The following is a 25592-nucleotide window of genomic DNA, read 5'->3' as shown; positions in this document are numbered from 1 at the left end:
ATGCGCCAAGCCGTGAGTGCGGCCCGCAGACAAGGGGATCGCCGGTGCTTTGCCCCTGCACCGGCCGAACGCGAGAAACGAACCGATGAAAAGCCACGTCCTGACCGTATCCTGCCAATCGACCCGCGGCATCGTCGCCGCGATCACCGGCTACCTCGCCGAAAAGGGGTGTTACATCTCCGACTCGTCGCAGTTCGACGACCTGGAGACGGGCCTGTTCTTCATGCGCCTGACCTTCCTTTCCCAGGAAGGCGTGTCGGAGGAGGACATCAAGGCCGGTTTCGCCCCGGTCGCCAAGCCCTTCGGCATGACATACCGCTTCAACGACAGCGACGAGCGCATGAAGGTGCTGCTGATGGTCTCGCGCTTCGGCCATTGCCTCAACGACCTGCTCTACCGCTGGAAGATCGGTGCGCTGCCGATCGACATCGTCGGCGTGGTCTCCAATCATTTCGATTACCAGAAGGTCATCGTCAACCACGACATCCCCTTCCACCACATCAAGGTGACGAAGGAGAACAAGCCGCAGGCCGAGGCGCGGCTGATGGAAGTGGTAGAACAGTCCGGCGCCGAGCTGATCGTTCTTGCCCGCTACATGCAGGTCCTGTCGGATGCCGTCTGCAAGAAGATGTCGGGCCGCATCATCAACATCCACCACTCGTTCCTGCCGTCCTTCAAGGGGGCCAACCCCTACAAGCAGGCTTTCGAGCGCGGCGTGAAGCTGATCGGCGCGACGGCACACTATGTCACCGAGGATCTCGACGAAGGCCCGATCATCGAGCAGGACGTCGCGCGCATCACCCATGCGCAGTCGGCGGAAGATTATGTCTCGATCGGCCGCGACGTGGAGAGCCAGGTTCTCGCCCGTGCCGTGCATGCGCACATCCACCACCGCGTCTTCATGAACGGCAACAAGACCATCGTCTTCCCGCCGAGCCCGGGTTCCTACAAGTCCGAGCGAATGGGCTGATCCCCGAACAAAAAGGCCGGCGAAAACGCCGGCCTTTTCAGTTTCGTCTCAATGTTGTCCCGGCAGGCGGGGCAGGAAGATCGTCAGAATGCCGAGCAGCGGCATGTAGGAGCAGATCTGGTAGACGAAGTTGATGCCGTGGCTGTCGGCGAAGATGCCGAGCACCGCCGCGCCGAGGCCGCCCGCCCCGAAGGCGAAGCCGAAGAAGATGCCGGCGATCATGCCGACGCGGCCCGGGATCAGCTCCTGCGCGAAGACGACGATGGCGGAGAAGGCGGAGGAGAAGATCAGCCCGATCAGCACCGTCAGCACGCCCGTCCAGAACAGGTTCGCATAGGGCAGCATCAGCGCGAAGGGGATGACGCCGAGGATCGAGAACCAGATGACGAAGCGCGCGCCGAACCGGTCGCCGATCGGCCCGCCCATGAACACGCCGAGTGCCGAGGCACCGAGGAAGAGGAACAGCATGAGCTGCGCATCGCGCACGCCAAGGCCGAAATTCTCGATCGTATAGAAGGTGAAATAGCTCGATATGCTGGCGAGATAGGCGTTCTTCGTCGTCGTCAGCAGAACCAGAACGGCAAGCGCCCAGGCGACCTTTCCGCGCGGCAGCGGCAGCGCGCGGCTGACGGCCGGCCGGCCGGCGGCCAGGCGCCGCTCGCCGGCATACCAGTTGCCGACCCAGCTGAGGATGACCATGCCGAGGAGCGCGACCACCGAGAACCAGGCGACGCTCGTCTGGCCGAAGGGCAGCACGATGAAGGCGGCGAGCAGCGGCCCGATCGCCGTGCCGGCATTGCCGCCGACCTGGAACATCGACTGTGCAAGCCCGTGGCGGCCGCCGGAGGCAAGGCGGGCGACGCGCGAGGATTCCGGATGGAAGATCGCCGAGCCGAGGCCGATCAGGCAGGCGCCGAAGACCAGAACCGGGAAGCTGTGCGCATAGGCGAGCATGATGAGGCCGACGAATGTGCTGCCCATGCCGACCGGCAGCGAGAAGGGCATCGGCCAGCGGTCCGTCACGATGCCGACGGCCGGCTGCAGCAGCGAGGCCGTCACCTGGAAGGCCATGGTCAGAAGGCCGATCTGCACGAAATCGAGCGCGTAGTTTTCCTTCAGCAGCGGGTAGAGCGACGTCAGCAGCGACTGCATGATGTCGTTCAGCATGTGGCAGGCGCTGACGGCGACGATGATGGAATAGGTGGTGGTGGCAGCGCTGCGGGGCGCCGCGGGAACGACTGTCGACATGATGGCCTCGAATGATACGCGCGAATTCCGCGTCATGGCTGCTTCCCATACAGGGATTGCCAGCGGCCTGCTTTCGTGCTGAGGTCCATTTCTTACGCGAGTGGGCCAAAGATGGAAAAACTGACCGATGAGCGCCGCAAGGCGCTCGATGACGACCACATCCGCAACCTTTCCCGCATGGAACAGGCGAATACGGATGTCCTGGTCCACAGTTCGGAGATTCCGGGCGGCTATACGGTGCCGCCGCACCGCCATCGCCGCACGCAGTTCCTGTGCGTCTTCGCCGGCGTGGTGCTGGTGGGGACGGAGCGCGGGCGCTGGATGATCCCGCCCGGCCATGCGCTGCTCATCCCGCGCGGTCTCGAACATTCCGTCGAGATGCTCAGCGATGTCAGCATGCGCTCGGTCTATATCTATTCGCCGGAGGGCCGGGCCGCCTCGCTGGTGCCCACCGTGCTGGAGGTGACGGACCTTGCCCGCCAGCTCATCACGGAAACCGTCCGGCAGGACGATCTGGCGGAGGATCGCGGGCGCAGCGAACTCGTCATGGCGCTGCTGCTCGACGAGATCGGCCGCCTGCCGGAGCGCCGGCTCGGCCTGCCCTTTCCGGCAAGCGGCCGGCTGGCCGAACTCTGCCGGGATTTCGTCGAACAGCCCTCGCCGGTCGCCAAGATCGATGATTGGGCATGGCGCTTGAACATGAGCCGGCGCACCTTCACGCGCTTCTTCCGGCAGGAGACGGGCGTCAGCTTCGTCACCTGGCGCCAGCAGGCCTGTCTTTTCGCCTGCCTGCCGCGCCTTGCCGCCGGCGAGCCGGTGACGCGCGTGGCGCTCGATGCCGGTTATGAGAGCGTGCCGGCCTTCACCACCATGTTCAAGCGCATGCTGGGGACCTCGCCGCGCGCCTATCTGACCAGCCGCGCGGCCGCCTGAGTCTCAAAAAGACCGGCAAAGGACGCGATCCGGGGACTGTTTTCCGCCGGCTTTTGGGATTAGGAAGGGGTGCGGGACCCAAGTCGGGCCGCGAACCGGGAGCGCGGGGTCGCACGGGAGACGGACTTTGAGAAAGATACTGGTCATCGGGATCGGCGCGGGCAATCCCGAGCACATGACCGTTCAGGCGGTGGGTGCGCTGAACCGGGCGGATGTGCTGCTCATTCCGACGAAGGGCGACGAAAAGGCCTTTCTGGCCGATGCGCGCCGCGAGATCTGCGACCGGTTCCTCGAGAATGCGCGCTGCCGCATCCTCGATTATGCCGTGCCGGTGCGCCGCGCCGACGGCAGCTACGAGGACGGTGTCAACGACTGGCACCGTGCCATCGCCACTATCTACGAACGCACCCTTCTAGATGACGTCGGCGAGGACGAGACGCTCGGCCTGCTCGTCTGGGGCGATCCGATGCTCTATGACAGCACGCTGCGCATCGTCGATCATGTACGCACGGCCGGCCGCGTCGCCTTCGAGATCGAGGTCATTCCGGGCATCACCAGCGTCCAGGCGCTCTGCGCCAGCCATGCCATCACGCTCAACCGCATCGGCCTGCCCGTCGAGATCACCACCGGCCGCCGCCTCGCCGAGGCCTGGCCGGGCGCCGCGCGCGATGCGCTCGTCATGCTCGACGGCGTCGAGGCCTTCCGCAGGGTGGAGGACCCGGAGGCGGACATCTGGTGGGGCGCCTATCTCGGTACGCCGCACGAGATCCTGCTGTCCGGCCGGCTTGCCGATATCGCCGACACCATCAGCGAGACGCGCCGCAAGGCGCGCGCGGCGCACGGCTGGATCATGGACACCTACCTGATCCGCCGCCCGGCACCCGAGGCGGAGGAGGGCGCGGCATGACGGCGACCTGCGTATTGCCCCCGGGCGAGACCGGCACGTTGCGACGCGGCGCCTGCCCCTCCATTGCCGCCCCGATGCGGACCGGCGACGGCCTTCTGGTGCGCCTGCGCCCCGTCGCGACGGCCCTGACGGCACAAGACCTCCTCGCCCTTGCCGATCTGGCACGGGCGCACGGCAACGGCCTCATCGAGATCACCGCGCGCGGCAATCTCCAGCTTCGCGGCCTCACCGAAGCCTCCGTTCCGCATCTTGCCGCCGGCCTTGCCGCGGCCGGCATTACCCCGCAGACGGGCGTCGCCATCGAGGTGCCGCCGCTTACCGGCATCGACCCGGCCGAGCTTGCCGATGCCTTGCCGTTTGCCGATGCGCTGCGCGCGGCCCTTGCCGATGCCGCCCTTTCTCTGGCGCCCAAGCTTGCCGTCGTCGTCGATGGCGGGGGCGTGCTTTCCCTTGCCGACATGGTCGCCGATATCCGGCTCGACGCCGTCGCCGGTGCACAGGGCCTCGCCTGGCGGCTTTCCGTCGGCGGCGATCGCGCCACGGCGCGGGCCGTTGCGCTGCTGCCCGGCGAAAGGGCTGTCGAGGGCGTGATGACGGTCGCCGCCGCCCTTGCCGCCATCGGGCCGGCGGCGCGGGCGCGGGATCTCGATCCCGTGCTGCTGGCGGCCGCGCTCGGTGCGGATCCGGCTCCGCCGCTTTCCACCGGTTCGCCCGTTCATCCGCTCGGCGCGCACCGGATCGGCACCGAAACGGTGCTGGGGCTTGCCCCGGCCTATGGCCAGATCCATGCCGACCGGCTTGCCGCGCTGGTGCGCGCGCTTGCCGGCTGCGGTGCGACGGAATTCCGCCTTGCGCCGCACCACACGCTGCTGGTGCGCGGGCTCCGTGCGCAGATGCTTGCCGCCGCGCAGGCCTGCGCGATGCGGGAACGCGTCTGGAGCACGCAGGATGCGCCCGGACGGGCCGTCTCCGTCTGCGCCGGCGCCGCCGGTTGCGCCGCGGCCAGCTTCGATACCCATGCCGTCGCCGATGCCCTTGTGGCGGAGGCGGGCGATCTCCTGGACGGCTCCTTCGACGTGCATGTCTCCGGTTGCCCGAAGGGCTGCGCCCATCCGGCCGCCGCCGCCGTCACGTTGTGCGGCACCGCCGCCGGTGTCGGCCTTATTCTTGGTGGACGCGCGGGCGATGCCGCCGCGGCGATCCTGCCCGCCGATGCGCTGCGGCCCGCTCTCACCCGTCTCGGTGCCCTCCTGCGCGCGCGCCGTGCAGAGGGCGAGACGGCCGGAAACCTCATCGACCGCACCGCGCCCGCCACTCTTGTTTCCGCTTATCAAGGCCAACAATGACCGATTACGACTACATCAAGGATGGCACGGCCATCTATGAGAAATCCTTCGCGATCATCCGCGCGGAAGCCGATCTCTCGCGCTTTTCCGAAGAGGAGTCGGATGTCGCGGTGCGCATGATCCATGCCGCCGGCCTCGTCGAGGCGGCGGCGCATTTCGTCTTCTCTCCCGGTTTCGTCACGGCGGCGCGTGGTGCGCTCCAGGCCGGCGCGCCGATCTTCTGCGATGCCGAGATGGTCGCGCGGGGCGTTACCGCCGCCCGGCTGCCGGCCGGCAACGACGTGCTCTGCATGCTGCGCGATCCGCGCACGCCCGACATCGCCCGGGACATCGGCAACACGCGCTCGGCCGCGGCCATCCGCCTCTGGCTCGATCGCCTCGCCGGCTCTGTCGTCGCCATCGGCAATGCGCCGACGGCGCTGTTCTACCTGCTCGAACTCCTAAGAGATGGCGCGCCGAAACCGGCGGCGATCCTCGGCATGCCGGTTGGCTTCGTCGGCGCCGCGGAATCCAAGGATGCGCTCGCCGAGAATTCCTACGGCGTGCCCTTCGCCATCGTGCGCGGGCGCCTCGGCGGCAGCGCCATGACGGCGGCGGCGCTCAATTCGCTGGCGAGGCCGGGACTGTGAACATGGTGGCGACGGTGACGGGACGACTTTATGGCGTGGGTACGGGACCGGGCGATCCGGAACTCCTGACCTTGAAGGCGGTGCGGGCGATCGGCGAGGCGGATGTGCTCGCCTATTTCGCCAAGGCCGGCCGCGCGGGCAATGGACGGGCGATCGTCGAGGGCCTGTTGAAGCCCGGCATGGCGGAGCTGCCGCTCTACTATCCGGTGACGACGGAAATCGACAAGGACCACGACGAATACAAGCGCCAGATCACGGCCTTCTACGATGCCTCGGCGGCCGCCGTCGCGCAGCACCTTGCCGCCGGCCGCACGGTCGCCATCCTCTCGGAAGGCGATCCGATGTTCTACGGCTCCTACATGCACCTGCATGTGCGGCTCGCCGATCGCTTCCCGACCGAGGTCATTCCCGGCATCACCGCCATGTCCGGCTGCTGGTCACTGTCGGGGCTGCCGATCGTGCAGGGCGACGACGTGCTCTCCGTGCTGCCGGGCACGATGGGCGAGGCGGAACTGTCGCGCCGCCTCGTCGACACCGAGGCCGCCGTCATCATGAAGGTCGGCCGCAATCTGCCGAAGATCCGCCGGGCGCTGGCGAGCGCCGGCCGGCTCGGCGAGGCGATCTATGTCGAGCGCGGCACCATGCCGGCCAGCCGGTCCATGCGGCTTTCCGAAAAGCTCGACGACACCGCGCCCTATTTCTCGCTGGTCCTCGTGCCGGGCTGGAGCGGCCGCGCATGACGGGCCGGCTTTTCGTGATCGGCACCGGGCCGGGCAATCCGGACCAGATGACGCCGGAAGCACGGCAGGCGGTCGAGGCCTCGCGCGAATTCTTCGGCTATTTTCCCTATATCGACCGGCTGAACCTCCGGCCGGACCAGATCAAGGTCGCCTCCGACAACCGTGAAGAGCTGAACCGGGCCGAGGCCGCGCTGAGACGGGCGGCCGAGGGTGTCGATGTCTGCGTCGTCTCGGGCGGCGATCCCGGCGTCTTCGCCATGGCGGCTGCCGTCTGCGAGGCGATCGATGCGGGGCCGGACGAATGGAAGAGGGTGGATCTCACCATCGTGCCCGGCGTCACCGCCATGCTGGCGGTCGCCGCGCGCATCGGCGCGCCGCTTGGTCACGATTTCTGCGCCATCTCGCTGTCCGACAACCTGAAACCCTGGGAAGTCATCGAGACGCGGTTGCGCCTCGTGTCCGGGGCCGGCCTTGTGATCGCGCTCTACAATCCGATCAGCAAGGCGCGGCCCTGGCAGCTCGGCCGGGCCTTCGAGATCCTGCGCGGGACGCTGCCGGCCGCAACACCCGTCATCTTCGGCCGCGCCGCGGGCCGGCCGGACGAGCGCATGCTGGTCATGCCGCTCGGCGAGGCCGAGGCGGAGCGTGCCGACATGGCGACCTGCGTCGTCATCGGCTCGCCGGCCACGCGCGTCATTTCCCGCCCGGGCCTGCCGGACCTCGTCTATACGCCGCGCTTCCTCGAAGAGCCGACGAGATGATCGGCGAGCCGCACCGCATCCTCGACGGTTCCCGCGTGGTGGCTATCGCGCGCTTCCGCCCGCTCGACCAGAACGACGGGCAGGCCGAGAATGCGCGCGGCGACGATCTTGCCATAGGTGGCGTCGCCGCCGGAATTCTTGCTGACGACGACATCGATGCGATGGTCGCGCAGAAGTTCGACCTCCGCTTCCACGGCAAACGGGCCGCGGGCGAGCAGGTAGGCGACGTCGGGGGCGGCAAGCGGCGGATCGACGGGATCGACGCTGCGCACGAGATAGTAGTGCTGCGGCGCGGCGTCGAAGGCCTTCGCCTCCTGGCGGCCGATGGCAAGGAACACCCGGCGCGGCGTTTCGCCGAGCGCGCTGACGGCCTCGGTCACCGTGGCGACACATGTCCAGCGGTCGCCCTCCACCGCATCCCAGCCGCGCCGCTCCAGCCGCAGCAGCGGGAGGCCGGTCGCCGCGCTGGCGGCGCGGGCATTGGCGGAGATCTGCCGGGCGAAGGGATGCGTCGCGTCGATCAGGAGATCGATGGAATTCTCGCAAAGATAGGTCGAAAGCCCCTCGACGCCGCCGAAGCCGCCGGTGCGGACGGGCACGGGCTGCGGCGCGGGATCGAGCGTGCGGCCGGCGAGCGACAGCGTGACGGCAAGATCGGTCCTGCCGGCGAGCGCACCGGCAAGGTCGCGCGCCTCCGCCGTGCCGCCCAAGATGAGGATGCGTCGCTTGTCCACGCCTGATCAGCCCCTTTCGACAGCCGCCCCCTGGCTTTCCATCGTCGGGATCGGCGAAGACGGTCTAGCGGGTCTCGGCGACGAGGCCAAGACCGCGATCGGTCGCGCCGAAATCGTCTTCGGCGGCGCGCGGCACCTGGCACTTGCCGATGCGGCGATCCGCGGCGCGCGCCACGGCTGGCTCAGCCCCTTCGAGCGCTCCGTGGAGGCGGTTCTGGCCGCGCGGGGCCGGCCTGTCGTCGTGCTCGCCTCGGGCGATCCGTTCTTCTACGGCGTCGGCGTCACGCTTTCCCGGCGCATCGCGCGGGCGGAGATGCGCGTCTTCCCGGCGCCCTCCGCCTTCAGCCTTGCCGCATCGCGCATGGGCTGGGCCCTGCAGGACACGGTCTGCGTTTCGCTGCACGGCCGTCCCGCCGATCTCATCCGCCCGCACCTGCATCCCGGTTGCCGTATCCTGGCGCTGACCTCGGACGGCGACGGGCCGGCGGCGCTTGCCGCGCTGCTGGCGGAAAGCGGTTTTGGCGGCTCGGCGCTGACCGTGCTCGAGGCGCTCGGCGGCGCGCGGGAGCGGGTGAGCCACCATCAGGCCGGTCGGTTCGCCCTCGACGGGGCCGACATGCTGAATGTCTGCGCGGTGGAGGTTGCCGCCGGAGATGGCGCGCGGGTGCTCGCCTGTACGCCGGGCCTCGACGACGGGCTGTTCGAGCATGACGGCCAGATCACCAAGCGCGAGGTCCGTGCGCTGACGCTCTCGGCCCTTGCGCCGCGCCGCGGCGAGCTTCTCTGGGATATCGGCGCCGGCTCGGGCTCGATCGGCATCGAATGGATGCTGGCCGACCCATCGCTCCGGGCCATCGCCATCGAGGGCCATGCGGAGCGCGCTGCCCGCATCCGCCGCAATGCCGGGCGCTTCGGCGTGCCGGGCCTTGCCGTGGTCGAGGGGGCGGCGCCGGAGGCGCTTGCCGGACTGGCCGCGCCGGACGCGATCTTCATCGGCGGCGGCGGCAGCGAGGCGGGCGTCATGCCGGCGGCGATCGACGGCCTGAAGCCGGGCGGCCGGCTTGTCGCCAATGCGGTGACGACGGAAATGGAAGCCGTGCTCCTTGCCCAGCATGCCCGGCTCGGCGGTTCGCTGATCCGGATCGACATCGCGCGCGCATCGCCCGTCGGGCAGATGACGGGCTGGCGGCCGGCCATGCCGGTCACGCAGTGGGCCTGGCTGAAACCGGCGCAACCTATCGAGGACGAGGAATGACCGTTCACTTCATCGGCGCCGGCCCCGGCGCTGCCGATCTCATCACCGTGCGCGGCCGTGATCTCATCGGCGTCTGCCCGGTCTGCCTCTATGCCGGCTCCATCGTGTCGCCGGAGCTTCTGCAATATTGCCCGCCGGGTGCGCGCATCGTCGATACGGCGCCGATGTCGCTCGACGAGATCGAGGCGGAATATCTGCGCGCCGCCGCCGCGGGCGAGGATGTGGCACGGCTGCATTCCGGCGATCTCTCCGTCTGGAGCGCCGTCGCCGAGCAGATTCGTCGGCTGGAAAAGCACGGGCTTGCCTATACGCTGACGCCGGGCGTGCCCTCCTTTGCCGCCGCCGCCGCCGCGCTCGGCCGCGAGCTCACCATTCCCGCCGTCGCGCAGAGCCTCGTGCTCACCCGGGTTTCCGGCCGCGCCTCGCCGATGCCGAACCGCGAGACGCTCAAGAATTTCGGCGCGACGGGGGCGACGCTGGCGATCCATCTTGCCATCCACGCGCTGGACAAGGTCGTCATGGACCTGACGCCGCTCTATGGCGCGGATTGCCCGGTGGCGATCGTGGTCAAGGCCTCCTGGCCCGATGAGCGCGTGGTGCGCGGCACGCTGGCCGATATCGTGGCGAAGGTAGCCGAGGAGCCGATCGAGCGCACGGCGCTGATCTTCGTCGGCCGCACGCTTGGCGCGGAGGATTTTCGCGAAAGCTCGCTCTATGATCCCGCCTACCAGCGCCGGTTCCGGGGACGCGACGGGCTTTAGGCCAATAGGGCTTCGAAGGCGAGCGAGGCCCTTGAGCGGTAGCGCTCCTTGTGGCGGAGCAGGCGGAAGGCGCGCTCCGGCAGGTCGAAGGCGATGCGGGCCATGCGGCCGGCGGCAAGGTCGTCCTCCACGACGAATTCGGAGACCGCCGTCAGCGCCTGCCCGGCGAGCACGGCACTGCGCACGGCCTCGTTGGAGGGCAGGGAAAGCGCGATGTCCAGCGCCTCCTCGGGCAGCGCCGCCGTCAGGGCGCGCCGCGTGCCCGAGCCCGGCTCGCGCAGCACCCAGCGGGCGGCGGCCAGATCCTCCGCATCGATGCCGGGCTTGCCGGCGAGCGGATGGTCCGATGGCGCGACGATGACCACCCGGTCGCGCGCAATGATGCGCTGGGCGAGGGCGGGATGGTCGATCTCGCCTTCGACGAAACCGAGCTCCGCCCGTCCGTCGAGAACCGCCTCGGCAGCCTCGTCGGTATTGCCGCCGGTCAGGCGGATATCGATCGCCGCATAGGCGTCGCGGAAGCGCATGAGACGCGGCGGCAACCAGTAGCCGGCGACGGTCTGGCTGGCGGCGAGCGTCAGCGTGCCGCGTTTCAGGCCGCCGATCTCGGTGAGGAAGAGGTCCGCGCTGCCTGCCCGTGCCAGCGTGGCCCGCGCCTCCGGCAGGAAGGCCTCGCCCGTCTCGGTCAGCTCGATCCGCCGCCCCGTGCGATGGAACAGCGCGATGCCGTAGCGCTCCTCCAGCACGCGGATCGCCGAGCTGACGGCCGAGGGTGTTAGGTTCAGCGCATCGGCGGCCTTCGTCAGATGCTCTCGTTCCGCCACGGCGACGAAGATCCGGAGCTGTTCCAGCGTCATCATCTGTTCGATCCAGTCGAATGAAATGTCCGATATTTACCGATGGATCGAATAGGTTTTCAAGCGCATCGTCCGCGCATGGAAAATTCACCTAACAAACCAGCAATCCTTGGAATTCGCGTACTTCTGCCCGGCGTGCTCCTCTCCGGCTTCGTGTCGGGCCTCGCAGTGCTCGCCGAACGGCTGGAAATACGGCTTGCCGGCGGGGCGTGGATCGAGGCGCTCGTGCTGGCGATCCTCCTCGGCGCCGCCTGTCGGCTGCTGCTGAGGCGGCCGGCTGTGTTCGATCCCGGCATCGCCTTCTCCGCGAAATACTTCCTCGAGATCGCCATCGTGCTTCTCGGCGCGGGCGTCAGCGCCACGGCGATCGCCGGCATGGGCTGGCCGCTGATCGGGGCGATCGCGGCGGTGGTGGGCGTGGTGCTCCTGGCAAGCTATGCCATCGGGCGCGGCCTCGGCCTTTCCCGCACCGTCGCGCTGCTGGTCGCCTGCGGCAATTCGATCTGCGGCAATTCCGCGATTGCCGCGACGGCGCCGGTCATTCATGCGGATGCGGAGGACGTCGCCTCCTCCATCGCCTTCACCGCCGTTCTCGGCATGGTCACGGTGCTGCTGCTGCCGGTGCTGGTGCCGCTGCTCGGCCTGTCGGCGACGGGCTACGGCGTGATGGCGGGCATGACGGTCTATGCGGTGCCGCAGGTGCTGGCGGCCACCGCCCCGGTCTCCGCGCTCAGCATCCAGATCGGCACCTTCGTCAAGCTCGTGCGCGTGCTGATGCTGGGGCCGGTGATCTTCCTCCTCTCGCTCGCCGCGGGCAAGGAGAGCGGCCGTCGCCCGGCGCTGCACCGGCTGGTGCCGTGGTTCATCCTCGGCTTCCTCGCCATGCTCGCCGCGCGCAGCTTCGGCGTGATCGATGCGGGGCTTGCCGAAGGCATGGCGCGCGCCGCGACCGTGCTGACGATCCTCTCCATGGCCGCCCTCGGCCTCGGCATCGACCTCAGGCGCGTGATGCGGGCAGGTCCGCGGGTGACGGCCGCGGTCGTCCTGTCGCTCGGCGTGCTGGTCGTCGTGAGCTACGGGATGGCCGTGCTTCTGAACCTCGCGACGGCCTGAGGAAGCTCAGGCCGCGTTTTCCCGCGCGGTTACAGGCACATAGTTGAGCACCGGGCCGAGCCAGCGCTCCACCTCCGTGACGGCCATGCCCTTGCGGCGGGCATAGTCCTCCACCTGGTCCCGCTCCACCTTGGCAACGCCGAAATAGTAGCTTTCCGGCGAGGCGATGTAGAGGCCGGAGACGGAGGAGCCGGGCCACATCGCATAGCTTTCGGTGAGTTCGACGCCGATTTCCCTCTCGGCATCGAGCAGGCGGAAGAGCGTCGTCTTTTCCGTATGGTCCGGCTGGGCGGGATAGCCCGGCGCGGGGCGGATGCCGGCATAGGGCTCGCCGATGAGGTCGGTGGGCGAGAAGGTCTCCTCCGCCGCATAGCCCCAGAGCTCCTTGCGCACATATTCGTGCATGCGTTCGGCGAAGGCCTCGGCGAAGCGGTCGGCGAGCGCCTTGACGAGGATCGAGTTGTAGTCGTCGTTCGCCCGTTCGAAGCGCTCGGCGATGGCGATTTCGCCGATGCCCGCCGTCACGACGAAGCCGCCGAGATAGTCGTGCTTGCCGCTGTCGATGGGCGCGACGAAATCGGAGAGCGCCACGTTCGGCCGCCCGTCGCGCTTGGAAAGCTGCTGGCGCAGCGTGAAGAAGGTGGCAAGTTCCTTGCTTCGCGTCTCGTCGGTGAAGAGGCGGATGTCATCGCCGACCGTGCCGGCCGGCCAGAAGCCGACGATGGCCTTCGGCGTGAACCATTTTTCCGAAATGATCTTCTCCAGCATCGCCTGGGCATCGGCAAAGAGCTGGCGGGCGGCAGGCCCCTGCTTCTCGTCGTCGAGGATCTTCGGATAGACGCCCTTCAGCTCCCAGGTCTGGAAGAACGGCGTCCAGTCGATATAGCGGGCAAGCTCCGCCAGGTCCCAGTCCTGGAAGACGCGGGTGCCGAGGAAGGAGGGCGGCTTCGGCTCATAGGCGGACCAGTCCGCCCTGAACGCGTTGGCGCGGGCCCTGGCGATCGGCAGGCGCTGCTTTTCCGCCTCGCTACGCGCATGTGCATCGGCGACCTTGCGGTATTCGGCCTTCAGCGTCTCGACATAGCCGGGCTTCATCTCGGCCGACAGCAGGGAGCCGACCACGCCGACGGCGCGGCTGGCGTCGGTGACGTAGACCGCCTGGCCGCGGTCGTAGCGCGGATGGATCTTCACCGCCGTGTGCACGCGGCTCGTCGTCGCCCCGCCGATGAGGAGGGGGATGTCGAAGCCTTCGCGCTCCATTTCCGAGGCGACATGCACCATCTCGTCGAGCGAGGGGGTGATGAGACCGGAGAGGCCGATGATGTCGACCTTCTCGGCCTTCGCCGTTTCGAGGATCTTCGTCGCCGGCACCATGACGCCGAGGTCGATGATCTCGTAATTGTTGCAGGCGAGCACGACGCCGACGATGTTCTTGCCGATGTCGTGCACGTCGCCCTTGACGGTCGCCATCAGGATCTTGCCCGCGCTCTGCCGTTCGCTGCCGCCGCCATTGGCGAGCTTTTCGGCCTCCATGTAAGGCAGCAGAACGGCGACGGCCTGCTTCATCACGCGGGCGGATTTGACGACCTGCGGCAGGAACATCTTTCCGGCGCCGAAGAGGTCGCCCACGACGTTCATGCCGGCCATCAGAGGGCCTTCGATGACGTGCAGCGGGCGTTCGGCGTTCTGCCGCGCCTCTTCCGTGTCGATCTCGACGAATTCGGTGATGCCGTTGACGAGGGCATGTTCGAGGCGTTTTTCCACCGGCCAGTCGCGCCAGGCGAGGTCGCGTTCCCTGGCTTCCTTGCCGGCAGTGCCCTTGAAGCGTTCGGCGATGTCGAGCAGGCGCTCGGTGGCGGTGCCGCCGGCCTTCGGTGCGCGGTTCAGCACCACGTCCTCGCAGGCCTCGCGCAGTTCCGGCTCGATCGTATCGTAGACGGCGAGCTGGCCGGCATTGACGATGCCCATGTCCATGCCCGCCTGGATGGCGTGGTAGAGGAAGACGGCGTGCATGGCTTCCCGCACCGGCTCGTTGCCGCGGAAGGAGAAGGAAAGGTTGGAGACGCCGCCGGACACATGGACATGCGGCAGCGTCGCGGTGATTTCGACCGTCGCCTCGATGAAGTCGACGCCGTAATTGTCGTGCTCCTCGATGCCCGTCGCGACGGCGAAGATGTTGAGGTCGAAGACGATATCTTCAGGCGCAAGGCCGGCGACTTCGGTGAGCAGCCTGTAGGCGCGGGTGCAGATCTCCACCTTGCGCGCCTTCGTGTCGGCCTGGCCCTTCTCGTCGAAGGCCATGACGACGACGGCGGCGCCATAGGCGCGCACCAGTTTGGCGTGATGCAGGAAGGCTTCTTCGCCCTCCTTCAGCGAGATCGAGTTGACCAGCGGCTTGCCCTGCACGCATTTCAGGCCCGCCTCGATCACCTCCCATTTCGACGAATCGATCATCACCGGAACGCGGGCGATGTCGGGCTCGGCGGCGATGAGGTTGAGATATTCCACCATTGCCCTTGTGGAATCGATCAGGCCCTCGTCCATGTTGATGTCGATGACCTGCGCGCCGTTCGCCACCTGGTCGCGCGCGACATCGAGCGCCGCGGCATAGTCGCCCGCGGTGATCAGCTTGCGGAATTTCGCCGAGCCGGTGACGTTGGTGCGCTCGCCGACATTCACGAAGGGGATGGCCTCGGTCAGCGTGAAGGGTTCGAGGCCCGAGAGGCGCATGTGGCGCGGGATGTCGGGGATTTCGCGTGGCGAGTGGCGCGCGGCGGCCGCGGCGATGGCGCGGATATGGTCCGGCGTCGAGCCGCAGCAGCCGCCGACGATGTTGACGAGGCCATCGCGCATGAAGCCCTCGATCTGGGCGGCCATTTCCTCCGGTGTTTCGTCATATTTGCCGAAGGCGTTCGGCAGGCCGGCATTGGGATAGGCGCAGACGAAGGTCTGGGCGACGGACGAGATCTCCGCGAGATGGGCGCGCATGGCATTGGCGCCGAGCGCGCAGTTGAGGCCGATGGAGAAGGGCTCGGCGTGGCGCACCGAATTCCAGAAGGCCTCCGGCGTCTGGCCGGAGAGCGTGCGGCCCGAGAGGTCAGTGATCGTGCCCGAGATCATGACGGGCAGTTCGATTCCCTTTTCCTCGAAGACCGCGCGGGTGGCGAAGATCGCCGCCTTGGCGTTCAGCGTGTCGAAGATCGTCTCGATGAGGATGATGTCGGCGCCGCCGTCGATGAGACCGCGCACCTGGTCGGCATAGGCGATGCGCAGATCGTCGAAGGTGACGGCGCGGTAGCCGGGATTGTTGACGTCCGGCGAGATGGAGGCGGTGCGGTTCGTCGGGCCGAGCGCGCCGGCGACGAACCGGCGACGTCCGTCCTTCTCGGCGGCCCTGAGGCCGGCGCGGCGGGCAAGGCGCGCGCCGTCGCGGTTGAGTTCGTAGACCATGTCCTCCATGCCGTAGTCGGCCTGGGCGATGGTCGTGGAGGAGAAGGTGTTGGTTTCCAGGATGTCCGCGCCGGCGAGCGCATAGCGATAGTGGATGTCCTCGATCGCCGCCGGCTGGGTCAGCGTCAGGAGATCGTTGTTGCCCTGCTGGTGGCAGGCGCAGTCGCCGAAGCGCTCGCCGCGGAAATCCTCCTCCACCAGCTTGAGCGTCTGGATTTCCGTGCCCATGGCGCCGTCGAGCACGAGGATGCGCTCGCGCGCGGCGGCCTGGAGGGCGGCGAGGATCTCGCGTCCGTCGCGCGGCGGCAGTTCGGGGCCGAACAGGGTGTCCAGGTGCGATTTGGCCATGGCAAAGCCCTCCGGTGCAATAATCCTGCACCGGAGATCACATAAAGATATCTTTATGTCAATATGTCTTTATGCGGCTGTGGTCAGTGCACCAGCCGATCCGACCCGGCCAGCGAGGCGAAAAGCGCCTTCAGGCGGGCGATATCCGGATCGACCTTCTCGTAGCGCGAAAGTTTCTGCACCTCCTTCAGCGCCTCGACGGCAAGGTCGGCGCCGCGCGGCTGCCAGAGCAGCCAGGAGATGAAGATGGATTCCGGCTTTCCGGTGCCGGAAGGACCGTCATTGGTGATGGCAAGCATTTTCTTCCCCAATCGGAAAATTGGGGGATGACCGGACGCACGCTGCTGGAACTTCGCCCGGAGGGCGAAAAGCAAGCGCACCACTGGGACACCCCGCCCATGGACGTTACGACTGTCAGGGCAGGTCTCCTGGCTTGCGGGTCATCGCGTCTGTCTCGCCTTCCCGGTGATATCCACCAGTGGCCTGGAGCGACAGCAGCTCGCCGTTCACAGTTGCGGGGGCAGCGCCGGTCTTGGCGCTCCTTTCGGAGCATCGCACCGGCTTCCCTCTTAGCCTCCGAGCCGATCGACTCGGAAGACCCTGACGCCGGCAGACTGGCTTGGGCGAGGCTGCAAGTCAATGGCGGGATCGGTCATGCACAGGCGCGACAAGGGCGTTGGGAACTTTTATCGACCTCGGGCATTTCGCATCCACCGGTTCTATGCGCCCCCTCGCCCTTTACGCGGGGCGGGCGATTCACCAAAACCGCAAATGAGGGTCAATGCTGTGCCATCCGGTCCTGTTGACATGTTGCAAGTCTCTGTCCTTACGGCTAAAAAATGCCGTTTTCATGCACCACGCGGCCAGGATGCCTACCAGCGTGTCGCCTGAGCCATGTCCACCCCATCCGCGCCGTCGGGGCGCTGTTTGGTCGCATGGCTGATCGCGGCACCGAGATGAAGCCTGTCCGCAAGAAACCGTTCGGCACAAAGGCCGTTGCCGGATGGTTCAACATGGCCGGATCCAGAATCAGAAACATGCCCCTTCACAATACGCCGCAAGCCGCCTCGCGCGATGCTGACGCCAAGCAGATCGACTATAACGATTCGATCCGCGCCACCTATCTGACGCTGGAAGAGCTGGCCGAATGCGGTGAGGCCCTGGCGCGCGACAAGAGCGCGCCGCTGCCCGGCTTCCAGCCCTTCGAGTTCCGCGCCCGGCACAAGGAAAACGAGAAGGAAATCTTCCGCGTCTATCGCGCGACGGCCAAGGATGTCGAGGCGGGCGCCCAGATCACGCCGGCGGCCGAATGGTTGCTCGACAACTACTATGTCGTCGAAGAGGCGATCCAGGAGGTCCGCCGCGATTTTCCGCGCCGCTTCTATCGCCAGCTTCCGACCATCGAGGTCGAAGGGCAGGTGATGCCGCGCACGCTGGCGCTCGCCTGGCTCTATGTCGCGCATACCCATAGCGGCGTCTCGCACGAGGGCCTGACGGCCTTCGTCCAGGGGTTCCAGAAGGTCGACGCGCTGAAGATCGGCGAACTCTGGGCGCTGCCCTCCTTCATCCGCTTCGTACTGCTCGAAAACCTCCGCCGCATTTCCAGCCGCGTCGAGCGTTCACGGAAAATGCGCTTCAAGGCCAACGAGGTGGCCGATGAGCTGATCCGCCTCAACGATCCGGAAAAGTCCATCGCGCATCTCCAGTCGCTGGAGAGCTTCATCGACGACAACACCTTCGTGATCCAGCTCCTCTATCGCCTGCGCGATGGCCTGACGGCCTCCGGCGCGGTGATCCAGTGGCTGGAACGCAAGATCGAGAGCCGCGGCAGCGACCTCGAAGAGCTGATCGTCGCGGAGAACAACCGCCTGTCCTCCGGCAATGTGACGATGAGCTCGCTCATCAAGAGCCTGCGTGCGGTGGACGACACGGAATGGCCCGTCTGGTTCGAGAGCGTCAGCCGCCTCGACGAGGCGCTGCGCCAGGGGTCCGACTACAGCGACCTCGATTTCGGCTCGCGCAACAAGTACCGCAACACGATCGAGCGTTTCGCCCGCCGCTCCGGCAAGACCGAGCTGGAGGTGACCGAGACGGCGCTGGCGATGACGGCGGAAGATGCTGCCGCCCACGCGGAAGACCCCGACTACGAGGCCAATGTCGCGGCCTTCCTCGTCGGCAAGAAGCGCAAGCTGCTCGAAAAGCGCATCGGCTACCGCCCGTCGATCGTCCAGCGCATCGTGCGCTTCGGCCGCAAGCTCGACTGGTTCGCCATCGCCGGCCCGAACATCCTGCTGACGCTCCTGGCGATGATCGCGGTCTATTATTTCCTCGACCAGCTCGATATCCCGGATGGCGCCTGGCTGATCATGCTGGTGCTTTTCGCCCTGCCCGCTTCGGAGGGGGCGACGGGCCTGTTCAACACGCTCGTCACCTTCTTCGTCACGCCCTCGCGCCTCGTCGGCTACGAGTTCAAGGATGGCATTCCCGAGGATGCGCGCACGCTCGTCGTCGTGCCCTGTCTGATCTCCAAGCGCGACCACGTCGACGAATTGGTGCGCAATCTCGAAGTGCACTACCTCGCCAATCCGCGCGGCGAGATCTATTTCGCGCTGCTCAGCGACTGGGCCGACAGCCAGGTGGAGGAATCTCCGGCCGACCTCGACGTGCTCGACTACGCCAAGCGCGAGATCGCGACACTCTCCGCGCGCTACGCCTATGACGGCCGGACGCGTTTCTACCTGCTACACCGCCGCCGCCTCTACAATCCCTCCGAAGGCTGCTGGATGGGCTGGGAGCGCAAGCGCGGCAAGCTGCACGAGCTGAATCTGCTCTTGCGCGGCGACGGCGACACCACCTTCCTGCCGGGCGCCAACATCGTGCCGGCGGACGTGAAATACGTCATGACGCTCGATTCCGACACACGCCTGATGCGCGATGCGGTGACGAAGCTCGTCGGCAAGCTGCACCACCCGATCAACCGCCCGGTGATCGACGCGGAAAAGGGCGAGGTCATAGCCGGCTACAGCATCCTGCAGCCGCGCGTCACCCCCTCGCTGACGACGGGCAAGGAAGCCTCGACCTTCCAGCGCATCTTCTCCGCCGACCGCGGCATCGACCCCTATGTCTTCACGGTCTCCGACGTCTACCAGGATTTCGTCGGGGAAGGCACGTTCACCGGCAAGGGCCTCTACCATGTCGATGCCTTCGAGACGGCGGTGAAGGGCCGGATCGAGGAGAATTCCGTCCTCAGCCACGACCTGCTCGAAGGCTCGCTCGCCCATTGCGCGCTGGTGACGGATGTCGAGCTGGTCGAGGACTTCCCGACGCGCTACGGCACCGAAACCTCGCGCCAGCATCGCTGGGCGCGCGGCGACTGGCAGCTCATCCCCTATATCTTCGGCCCGTCGAGCGGCATTTCCATGCTCGGCCGCTGGAAGATGTACGACAACCTGCGCCGCAGCCTCATCCCCGTCGGCTGGCTCGTCGCCTCCGTCATGGGCTGGTACTACATGGAGCCGCGCCAGGCGCTGATCTGGCAGCTCGTGCTGATCTTCCTGCTCTTCGTCGCCCCGACGCTCTCGCTGATTTCCGGCATCATGCCCCGCCGCAACGACATTGTCGCGCGCGCCCATGTGCACCGGGTCATCTCGGATATCCGCGCGGCCAATGCCCAGGTCGCGCTGCGCATCGCCTTCATCGCCCATTCGGCGGCCCTGATGGCCGATGCGATCGTCCGCTCGCTCTACCGCACCATTGTCAGCCGCAAGCTGATGCTGGAATGGCGCACGGCCGCGCAGGCCGACAGCGCCGCGCGCGGCGGCATTCTCGCCCATTACAAATCGATGTGGCAGGCCCCGGCGCTCGCCGCGCTCTCCGTGGCGCTCGCCATGGTCTCGAAGACGGGCTTGCCTTTCATCGGAATCCCCTTCGCCCTCGTCTGGGCGCTCTCGCCGGCCATTGCCTGGTATGTCAGCCAGACGGCCGAGACCGAGGACCAGCTCGTCGTCTCCGACCATGTCGCGACGGAACTGCGCAAGATCGCGCGCCGCACCTGGCGCTATTTCGAAACCTTCGTCACCGCCGAGCAGCATTACCTGCCGCCGGACAATTTCCAGGAAACGCCGCAGCCGGTGCTCGCCGAGCGCACCTCGCCGACCAATATCGGCGTCTACCTGCTTTCGGTGATTTCCGCCCGTGATTTCGGCTGGATCAGCTTCGAGGAGACGGTCCGCCGCCTCGAACAGACCATCGCCACCATCGACGGCATGCCGAAATATCGCGGCCACCTCTACAACTGGTATCGCACCAATACGCTGGAAACGCTGGGCCCGCGCTATGTCTCGGCGGTCGACAGCGGCAACCTTGCCGGCCATCTCATCGCCGTCTCCTCCATGTGTCGCGAATGGGCGGAAGCCCCCTCGGCCCATCTCCAGGGCAGCCTCGACGGCATCGGCGACGTCGCCTCGATCCTTTCCGAGACGCTGAAGCAGCTTCCCGACGACCGCAAGACCGTGCGCCCCCTGCGCCGCCTCATCGAGGAGCGCATCGCCGGCTTCCACAATGCGCTCGCCGCCGTCAAGCGCGAGCACGAATTCGCCTCCATCCGCGTCATTAACCTCGCGGTGCTGGCGCGCGACGTCAACAAGCTGATCGTCAACCTCGACCACGAGATCAAGTCGGCCGAAAGCGGGGAGCTCGCCAGATGGGCCGGCGCGCTGGTTGCGACCTGCGAGGCGCATATCGCCGACAGCGTCTTCGACCTCGGCAGCATCGAGGGCCTGCGCGAGCGCCTCGTCGTGCTGCGCGACCGCGCGCGCGACATCGCCTTCTCGATGGATTTCGGCTTCCTCTTCCGCCCGGAACGCCGCCTGCTCTCGATCGGCTACCGCGTCGAGACCAATGAACTGGACGAGGCCTGCTACGACCTGCTCGCTTCGGAAGCGCGCCTGACGAGCCTTTTCGCCATCGCCAAGGGCGACCTTCCGACAGAACACTGGTACAAGCTCGGTCGCCCGGTCGTGCCGGTCGGCTCGCGCGGCGCGCTGGTCTCCTGGTCCGGCTCGATGTTCGAATACCTGATGCCGCCGCTCGTCATGCAGGAGCGCCAGGGCGGCATCCTGAACCAGACCAACAACCTCGTCGTCGTCGAGCAGATGAACCACGGACGCCGCCTCGGCACGCCCTGGGGCATTTCGGAAGCGGCCTTCAACGCCCGCGACCACGAGCTGACCTATCAGTACACCAATTTCGGCGTGCCGACGCTCGGCCTGAAACGTGGTCTCGGCCAGAATGCCGTCATCGCGCCCTATGCCTCGCTGCTGGCGACGCAATATGCGCCCAAGGCGGCGCTGGAAAACCTCGAACGTCTGAGAAAACTTGGCGCGCTCGGCGTCTACGGCTTCCACGATGCCGTGGACTTCACGCCGACCCGCGTGCCGGAGGGCAAGACCTGCGCCGTGGTGCGCAACTACATGGCGCACCATCACGGCATGTCGATCGCCGCGGTCGCCAACGTCGTCTTCAACGGTGCGCTGCGCGAGCGGTTCCACGCCGATCCTGTCATCGAGGCGGCCGAGCTGCTCCTGCAGGAGAAGGCGCCGCGCGACATTCCGGTCATCAACGCCAAGCGTGAGCCGGAGACCGTCGGCAGCACCCAGGCCGACCTGCTGCGCCCGGAAATCCGCATCATCAAGGAACCCTTCTTGAAGGAGCGCGAGACGGTCTTCCTGTCGAACGGCCACTATGCCGTGATGCTGACGGCGACCGGTGCCGGCTATTCGCGCTGGAACGGCCAGTCCGTCACGCGCTGGAAGCCCGATCCGACGGAAGACCGCTGGGGCTCCTTCATCTTCCTGCGCGATACGGCGACGAACGACTGGTGGTCCGCTACCGCCGAGCCGAAGCGTGCGGAAGGCGAGGTGACGAAGACCCAGTTCGGCGACGACAAGGCGGAATTCATCAAGACCGTCGGCACGCTGACCAGCGAGGTCGAATGCATCGTCGCCACCGAGCACGATGCGGAAGGCCGCCGCCTGACGCTGCTCAACACAGGGCCGGAAGACCGCTTCATCGAGGTGACCTCCTATATGGAGCCCGTCATCTCGACGGACGAGGCCGACAATGCCCACCCGATGTTCTCGAAGATGTTCATCCGGACGGAGATCGGCAAGCGCGGCGACGTCATCCGCGCCGAGCGGCAGAAGCGCAATCCGAACGAGCCGGACATGGCGATCGCCCACCTCATCGTGGACAATGCCGGGCCTTCGCGCCGCACCGAGGTCGAGACGGACCGTCGCCGCTTCATCGGCCGCGGCCGCGCGCTGACCAATGCCGCCGCCTTCGATCCGGGCGCGCAGCTTTCCGGCACGGACGGCTTCACGCTCGATCCGGTCATGGCGCTGCGCCGCGTCGTGCGCGTGCCGGCGGGCAAGAAGGTCAAGGTCATCTTCTGGACCATTGCCGCGCCGAGCCGTGCGGAGCTGGACGCCGCCATCGACCGCTACCGCCACCCGGACAGCTTCAACCACGAGATGATCCATGCCTGGACGCGCTCGCAGGTGCATATGCGCCATGTCGGCGTCACCTCGCAGGAGGCGGCGAGCTTCCAGATGCTCGGCCGCTACCTCACCTATCCGGACATGCACCTGCGCGCCGACACCGGCACGATCGAGAACGGCCTCACCGCCCAGTCGGCGCTCTGGCCGCTGGCGATCTCGGGCGATTTCCCGATCTTCGTGCTGCGCATCAACGACGAGATCGACGTGGAAGTCGCCCGCGAGGCGTTGCGCGCGCAGGATTACCTGCGCCATCGCGGCGTCATCGCCGATCTCGTCATCCTCAACGAGCGCGCCGCCTCCTATGCGCAGGACATGCAGCACACGCTCGACCATATGTGCGAGAACCTGCGCATCCGCAGCCAGTCCGACGGCGCGCGCCAGCATGTCTTCACGGTGCGCCGCGACCTGATGGACGTCACCACCTGGCAGGCGTTGCTGGCGACGGCCCGCGCGGTCTTCCACGCCCGCAACGGCACGCTCTCCGACCAGATCGCCCGTACGGTCTCCCTCTTCGCAACGCCCCGCGGGGAGGAGGAGGCAAAGACCGAGACGACGCCGGCGCCCGCGCCGAAACTGCCTGCTCTCGTTGGCGAACCGGTGGAGATCGACGGCAAGGGTCTCACCTTCTGGAACGGTTTCGGCGGTTTCAACGAGGAGCGCCGGGAATATGCCGTGCGGCTTCGCGGCGGCGAGGCGACGCCCCAGCCGTGGATCAACGTCATCGCCAACCCGCATTTCGGCTTCCACGTCTCGGCGGAAGGCGCAAGCTACACCTGGAGCCGCAATTCGCGCGATTTCCAGCTGACGCACTGGACGAACGATCCGGTCATCAACCGGCCGGGCGAAGCGTTTTACGTGCGGGATCGCGAGAGCGGCGCCGTCATCGCGCCCTTCGCCGCCCTCTCGCGCAAGAAGTCGGTCAAGTTCGAGGCCTGGCACGGCCTCGGCTATTCCGCCTTCCGTAGCTGGGAGGACGGTATCGAGCTCGACCTCGTGCAGACGGTCGACCCGGAAGAGCCGGTCAAATATTCCCGTCTCGTCCTGAAAAACACCGGCGAGACGGAACGCAGCCTGACGGTCTACGGCTATGTCGAATGGGTGCTCGGCAACAATCCGGCGAAAACCGCGCCCTTCGTTTTGACCAGCCATGACGAGGAGAGCGGTGCGCTCTTCGCCACCAATCCCTACAGCTTCGACTTTTCCGGCCGGACCAGCTTCTTCGCCGTCGACGCGCCGGTGGCGGGCTTTACCGCCAGGCGCCGCGAATTCATCGGCCGCGGCGGCGATATCGTGCTGCCGGCCGCCGTTGCGGCTGGGCAGGCGCTTTCGGGCTCGGCCGAGGGCATCGGCGATCCCTGCGCGGCCCTCGCCGTCGAGATCGTCCTGAAGCCGGGCGAAAAGCGGGAACTCCTCTTCGTGCTCGGCGATACGGCCGATACGGAGAGCGCCCGGACGCTCGCCGAAAAGAGCCGCCAAGCCGATTTCGACGCCGTCATGGCCGCCGTCCGTGCCTATTGGAGCGATTTTACCGGCACGTTGCAGGTCAAGACGCCGGATGCCGCGCTCGACCGCATGGTCAACGACTGGCTGCCCTATCAGGCGCTGGGCTGCCGCATCCAGGCGCGTTCGGCCTTCTACCAGGCGAGCGGGGCCTTTGGCTTCCGCGACCAGTTGCAGGATACGCTCGCCTTCATCCTGCATCGTCCGGAGCTTGCCCGGGGGCAGATCCTCAATGCGGCCTCGCGCCAGTTCGTCGAGGGCGACGTGCAGCATTGGTGGTTGCCCGACAGCGGGGCCGGCGTGCGTACACTGATCTCCGACGATGTGGTGTGGCTCGCCCATGCGGTGGACTATTATTGCCGCACCACCGGCGACCGGGCGATCCTCGATGAAACGCTCGCCTTCATCGAAGGCGCGCCGCTCGCCGAGGGGCAGCACGACGCCTTCTACACGCCGGAGCGCTCCGCGCAGGAAGCATCGCTCTACGAGCATTGCGCCCGCGCGCTCGATCTTGCGCTCCGCCGCACCGGGGAGAACGGCCTGCCGCTCATCCTCGGCGGCGACTGGAACGACGGCATGAACCGTGTCGGCGAGGCGGGCCGGGGCACGAGCGTCTGGCTCGGCTGGTTCCTGGCGGGCACGCTCTCCGGCTTCATCCCCGTTGCCCGCGAGCGCGGCGATCATCCCCGCGCCGACCTCTGGCAGGAACATCTCGGCCGCCTCAAGGTGGCGCTGGAAACGGCGGGCTGGGACGGCGGCTACTATCGCCGCGGCACGTTCGACGACGGCACGCCGCTTGGTTCGGCGGAAAACGCCGAATGCCGGATCGATTCGATCGCGCAGAGCTGGAGCGTGCTGTCCGGCATCGGCGATGCGGAGCGGTCGCGCCAGGCGATGGATGCGGTCATGGACAACCTCGTCGACCGGGAGAACGGCGTCATCCGTCTGTTCACCCCGCCCTTCGTCGAGACGCCGCAGGACCCCGGCTATATAAAAGCCTATCCGCCGGGCGTGCGGGAGAACGGCGGGCAATATACCCATGCAGCGACCTGGGTCGTGCTGGCGCTCGCCCGCCTCGGCCGGGCGGAGGATGCCTGGACCTGCTTCAGCATCCTCAACCCCGTCAACCATGCATTGAGCCCGGACGCGGCCGAACTCTACCGCGTGGAACCCTATGTCGTCGCCGCAGATGTCTATGGCGAGGGCGAGCGCACGGGGCGCGGCGGCTGGTCCTGGTATACGGGCTCGGCCGGCTGGCTCTACCGCGCGGCGGTGGAAGGCATTCTCGGCATCCGAAAGGAAGGCGGCCGCCTCTTCGTCAATCCGGCGCTGCCGGCGGCATGGAGCGGCTACGAAGCGACGCTCGATCTCGACGGCAGGAAACTGTCGATCCGCGTCGAGCGGGCCGGCGACGGTGGATGGCAGACATGTGTGAACGGCTCTGTCATCAAATCTTCAAACGAGGGCTATTTGCTCTGATCCA

General features: G+C 67.1%; 16 protein-coding genes and 1 riboswitch. Of the genes, 11 read left to right on the top strand and 5 right to left on the bottom strand.

What is annotated here, in order from left to right:
* Positions 1-85: 85 nt before the first annotated feature.
* Positions 86-970, top strand: a complete 885-nt coding sequence (purU, locus tag shn_RS19610; RefSeq protein ID WP_064331915.1) for a formyltetrahydrofolate deformylase — start codon at positions 86-88, stop codon at positions 968-970.
* Positions 971-1018: 48 nt separating this feature from the next.
* On the opposite strand, the gene shn_RS19605 is transcribed toward purU, so the two are convergent.
* A complete protein-coding gene (locus shn_RS19605; protein WP_064332710.1) occupies positions 1019-2218 on the bottom strand; it encodes an MFS transporter in 1200 nt (399 codons plus the stop codon).
* A gap of 111 nt (positions 2219-2329) precedes the next feature.
* Here shn_RS19605 and shn_RS19600 point away from each other — a divergent pair, with 111 nt between their 5' ends.
* The 6 genes from shn_RS19600 to shn_RS19575 all read left to right on the top strand — a co-directional run bounded on the left by shn_RS19600 (position 2330) and on the right by shn_RS19575 (position 7534).
* On the top strand, positions 2330-3151 hold the full coding sequence (locus shn_RS19600) for a helix-turn-helix domain-containing protein (RefSeq protein WP_064331914.1): 822 nt from the start codon (positions 2330-2332) through the stop codon (positions 3149-3151).
* A 127-nt stretch (positions 3152-3278) separates the two neighbouring features.
* Entirely contained in the window at positions 3279-4058 is a 780-nt protein-coding gene (gene cobF / locus shn_RS19595; RefSeq protein WP_064331913.1) for a precorrin-6A synthase (deacetylating), read from the top strand.
* On the top strand, positions 4055-5404 hold the full coding sequence (cobG, locus tag shn_RS19590) for a precorrin-3B synthase (RefSeq protein WP_064331912.1): 1350 nt from the start codon (positions 4055-4057) through the stop codon (positions 5402-5404). The genes cobF and cobG overlap by 4 nt, the downstream gene beginning before the upstream one ends.
* Positions 5401-6033, top strand: a complete 633-nt coding sequence (locus shn_RS19585; RefSeq protein ID WP_064331911.1) for a precorrin-8X methylmutase — start codon at positions 5401-5403, stop codon at positions 6031-6033. The genes cobG and shn_RS19585 overlap by 4 nt, the downstream gene beginning before the upstream one ends.
* Before the next feature lie 2 nt (positions 6034-6035).
* Complete coding sequence (locus tag shn_RS19580; protein WP_064331910.1) at positions 6036-6773, top strand: precorrin-2 C(20)-methyltransferase; 738 nt, start codon at positions 6036-6038, stop codon at positions 6771-6773.
* On the top strand, positions 6770-7534 hold the full coding sequence (locus tag shn_RS19575; protein ID WP_064331909.1) for a precorrin-3B C(17)-methyltransferase: 765 nt from the start codon (positions 6770-6772) through the stop codon (positions 7532-7534). The genes shn_RS19580 and shn_RS19575 overlap by 4 nt, the downstream gene beginning before the upstream one ends.
* Here shn_RS19575 and shn_RS19570 read toward each other — a convergent pair.
* Positions 7498-8268 carry a cobalt-precorrin-6A reductase gene (locus shn_RS19570; protein ID WP_064331908.1) on the bottom strand — a complete coding sequence of 257 codons (771 nt, stop codon included), beginning with the start codon at positions 8266-8268 and terminating at the stop codon, positions 7498-7500. The genes shn_RS19575 and shn_RS19570 overlap by 37 nt on opposite strands.
* Here shn_RS19570 and cbiE point away from each other — a divergent pair.
* Positions 8261-9523: a precorrin-6y C5,15-methyltransferase (decarboxylating) subunit CbiE gene (cbiE, locus tag shn_RS19565; protein ID WP_245337326.1), complete on the top strand. Its 1263-nt coding sequence runs from the start codon at positions 8261-8263 to the stop codon at positions 9521-9523. The genes shn_RS19570 and cbiE overlap by 8 nt on opposite strands.
* Positions 9520-10284: a precorrin-4 C(11)-methyltransferase gene (cobM, locus tag shn_RS19560; RefSeq protein WP_064331906.1), complete on the top strand. Its 765-nt coding sequence runs from the start codon at positions 9520-9522 to the stop codon at positions 10282-10284. The genes cbiE and cobM overlap by 4 nt, the downstream gene beginning before the upstream one ends.
* Here the strand turns inward: cobM and shn_RS19555 are convergent.
* Complete coding sequence (locus shn_RS19555) at positions 10281-11141, bottom strand: LysR family transcriptional regulator (protein ID WP_064332709.1); 861 nt, start codon at positions 11139-11141, stop codon at positions 10281-10283. The genes cobM and shn_RS19555 overlap by 4 nt on opposite strands.
* 78 nt (positions 11142-11219) lie before the next feature.
* Between shn_RS19555 and shn_RS19550 the strand changes: the two genes are divergently transcribed.
* Positions 11220-12254 (top strand): YeiH family protein, encoded by a 1035-nt coding sequence (locus shn_RS19550; protein ID WP_064331905.1) that lies wholly within the window; start codon positions 11220-11222, stop codon positions 12252-12254.
* Between the two features lie 6 nt (positions 12255-12260).
* On the opposite strand, the gene metH is transcribed toward shn_RS19550, so the two are convergent.
* Both metH and shn_RS19540 read right to left on the bottom strand, forming a co-directional pair.
* Entirely contained in the window at positions 12261-16052 is a 3792-nt protein-coding gene (gene metH / locus shn_RS19545) for a methionine synthase (protein WP_064331904.1), read from the bottom strand.
* A gap of 83 nt (positions 16053-16135) precedes the next feature.
* Complete coding sequence (locus tag shn_RS19540; protein WP_064331903.1) at positions 16136-16351, bottom strand: hypothetical protein; 216 nt, start codon at positions 16349-16351, stop codon at positions 16136-16138.
* 101 nt (positions 16352-16452) lie between these two features.
* Positions 16453-16670, bottom strand: a riboswitch (cobalamin riboswitch).
* 419 nt (positions 16671-17089) lie between these two features.
* On the opposite strand from shn_RS19540, the gene shn_RS19535 reads away from it, so the two are divergent.
* Entirely contained in the window at positions 17090-25588 is an 8499-nt protein-coding gene (locus shn_RS19535; protein ID WP_064332708.1) for a GH36-type glycosyl hydrolase domain-containing protein, read from the top strand.
* Positions 25589-25592: the final 4 nt, after the last annotated feature.

It is taken from the genome of Shinella sp. HZN7 (assembly GCF_001652565.1).
In the GTDB taxonomy this organism is placed as follows: domain Bacteria; phylum Pseudomonadota; class Alphaproteobacteria; order Rhizobiales; family Rhizobiaceae; genus Shinella; species Shinella granuli.
This window is presented reverse-complemented; position numbering and strand designations above follow the sequence as displayed.

Excerpts from the sequence above, each read along its gene's own strand:
- shn_RS19550 (WP_064331905.1), top strand. The coding sequence starts at position 11,220 with ATGGAAAATTCACCTAACAAACCAGCAATCCTTGGAATTCGCGTACTT.
- shn_RS19540 (WP_064331903.1), bottom strand. The coding sequence starts at position 16,351 with ATGCTTGCCATCACCAATGACGGTCCTTCCGGCACCGGAAAGCCGGAA.
- shn_RS19600 (WP_064331914.1), top strand. The coding sequence starts at position 2,330 with ATGGAAAAACTGACCGATGAGCGCCGCAAGGCGCTCGATGACGACCAC.
- shn_RS19585 (WP_064331911.1), top strand. The coding sequence starts at position 5,401 with ATGACCGATTACGACTACATCAAGGATGGCACGGCCATCTATGAGAAA.
- cobM (WP_064331906.1), top strand. The coding sequence starts at position 9,520 with ATGACCGTTCACTTCATCGGCGCCGGCCCCGGCGCTGCCGATCTCATC.
- shn_RS19605 (WP_064332710.1), bottom strand. The coding sequence starts at position 2,218 with ATGTCGACAGTCGTTCCCGCGGCGCCCCGCAGCGCTGCCACCACCACC.
- cobG (WP_064331912.1), top strand. The coding sequence starts at position 4,055 with ATGACGGCGACCTGCGTATTGCCCCCGGGCGAGACCGGCACGTTGCGA.
- shn_RS19575 (WP_064331909.1), top strand. The coding sequence starts at position 6,770 with ATGACGGGCCGGCTTTTCGTGATCGGCACCGGGCCGGGCAATCCGGAC.
- purU (WP_064331915.1), top strand. The coding sequence starts at position 86 with ATGAAAAGCCACGTCCTGACCGTATCCTGCCAATCGACCCGCGGCATC.
- shn_RS19535 (WP_064332708.1), top strand. The coding sequence starts at position 17,090 with ATGCCCCTTCACAATACGCCGCAAGCCGCCTCGCGCGATGCTGACGCC.
- shn_RS19555 (WP_064332709.1), bottom strand. The coding sequence starts at position 11,141 with ATGACGCTGGAACAGCTCCGGATCTTCGTCGCCGTGGCGGAACGAGAG.
- metH (WP_064331904.1), bottom strand. The coding sequence starts at position 16,052 with ATGGCCAAATCGCACCTGGACACCCTGTTCGGCCCCGAACTGCCGCCG.
- shn_RS19580 (WP_064331910.1), top strand. The coding sequence starts at position 6,036 with ATGGTGGCGACGGTGACGGGACGACTTTATGGCGTGGGTACGGGACCG.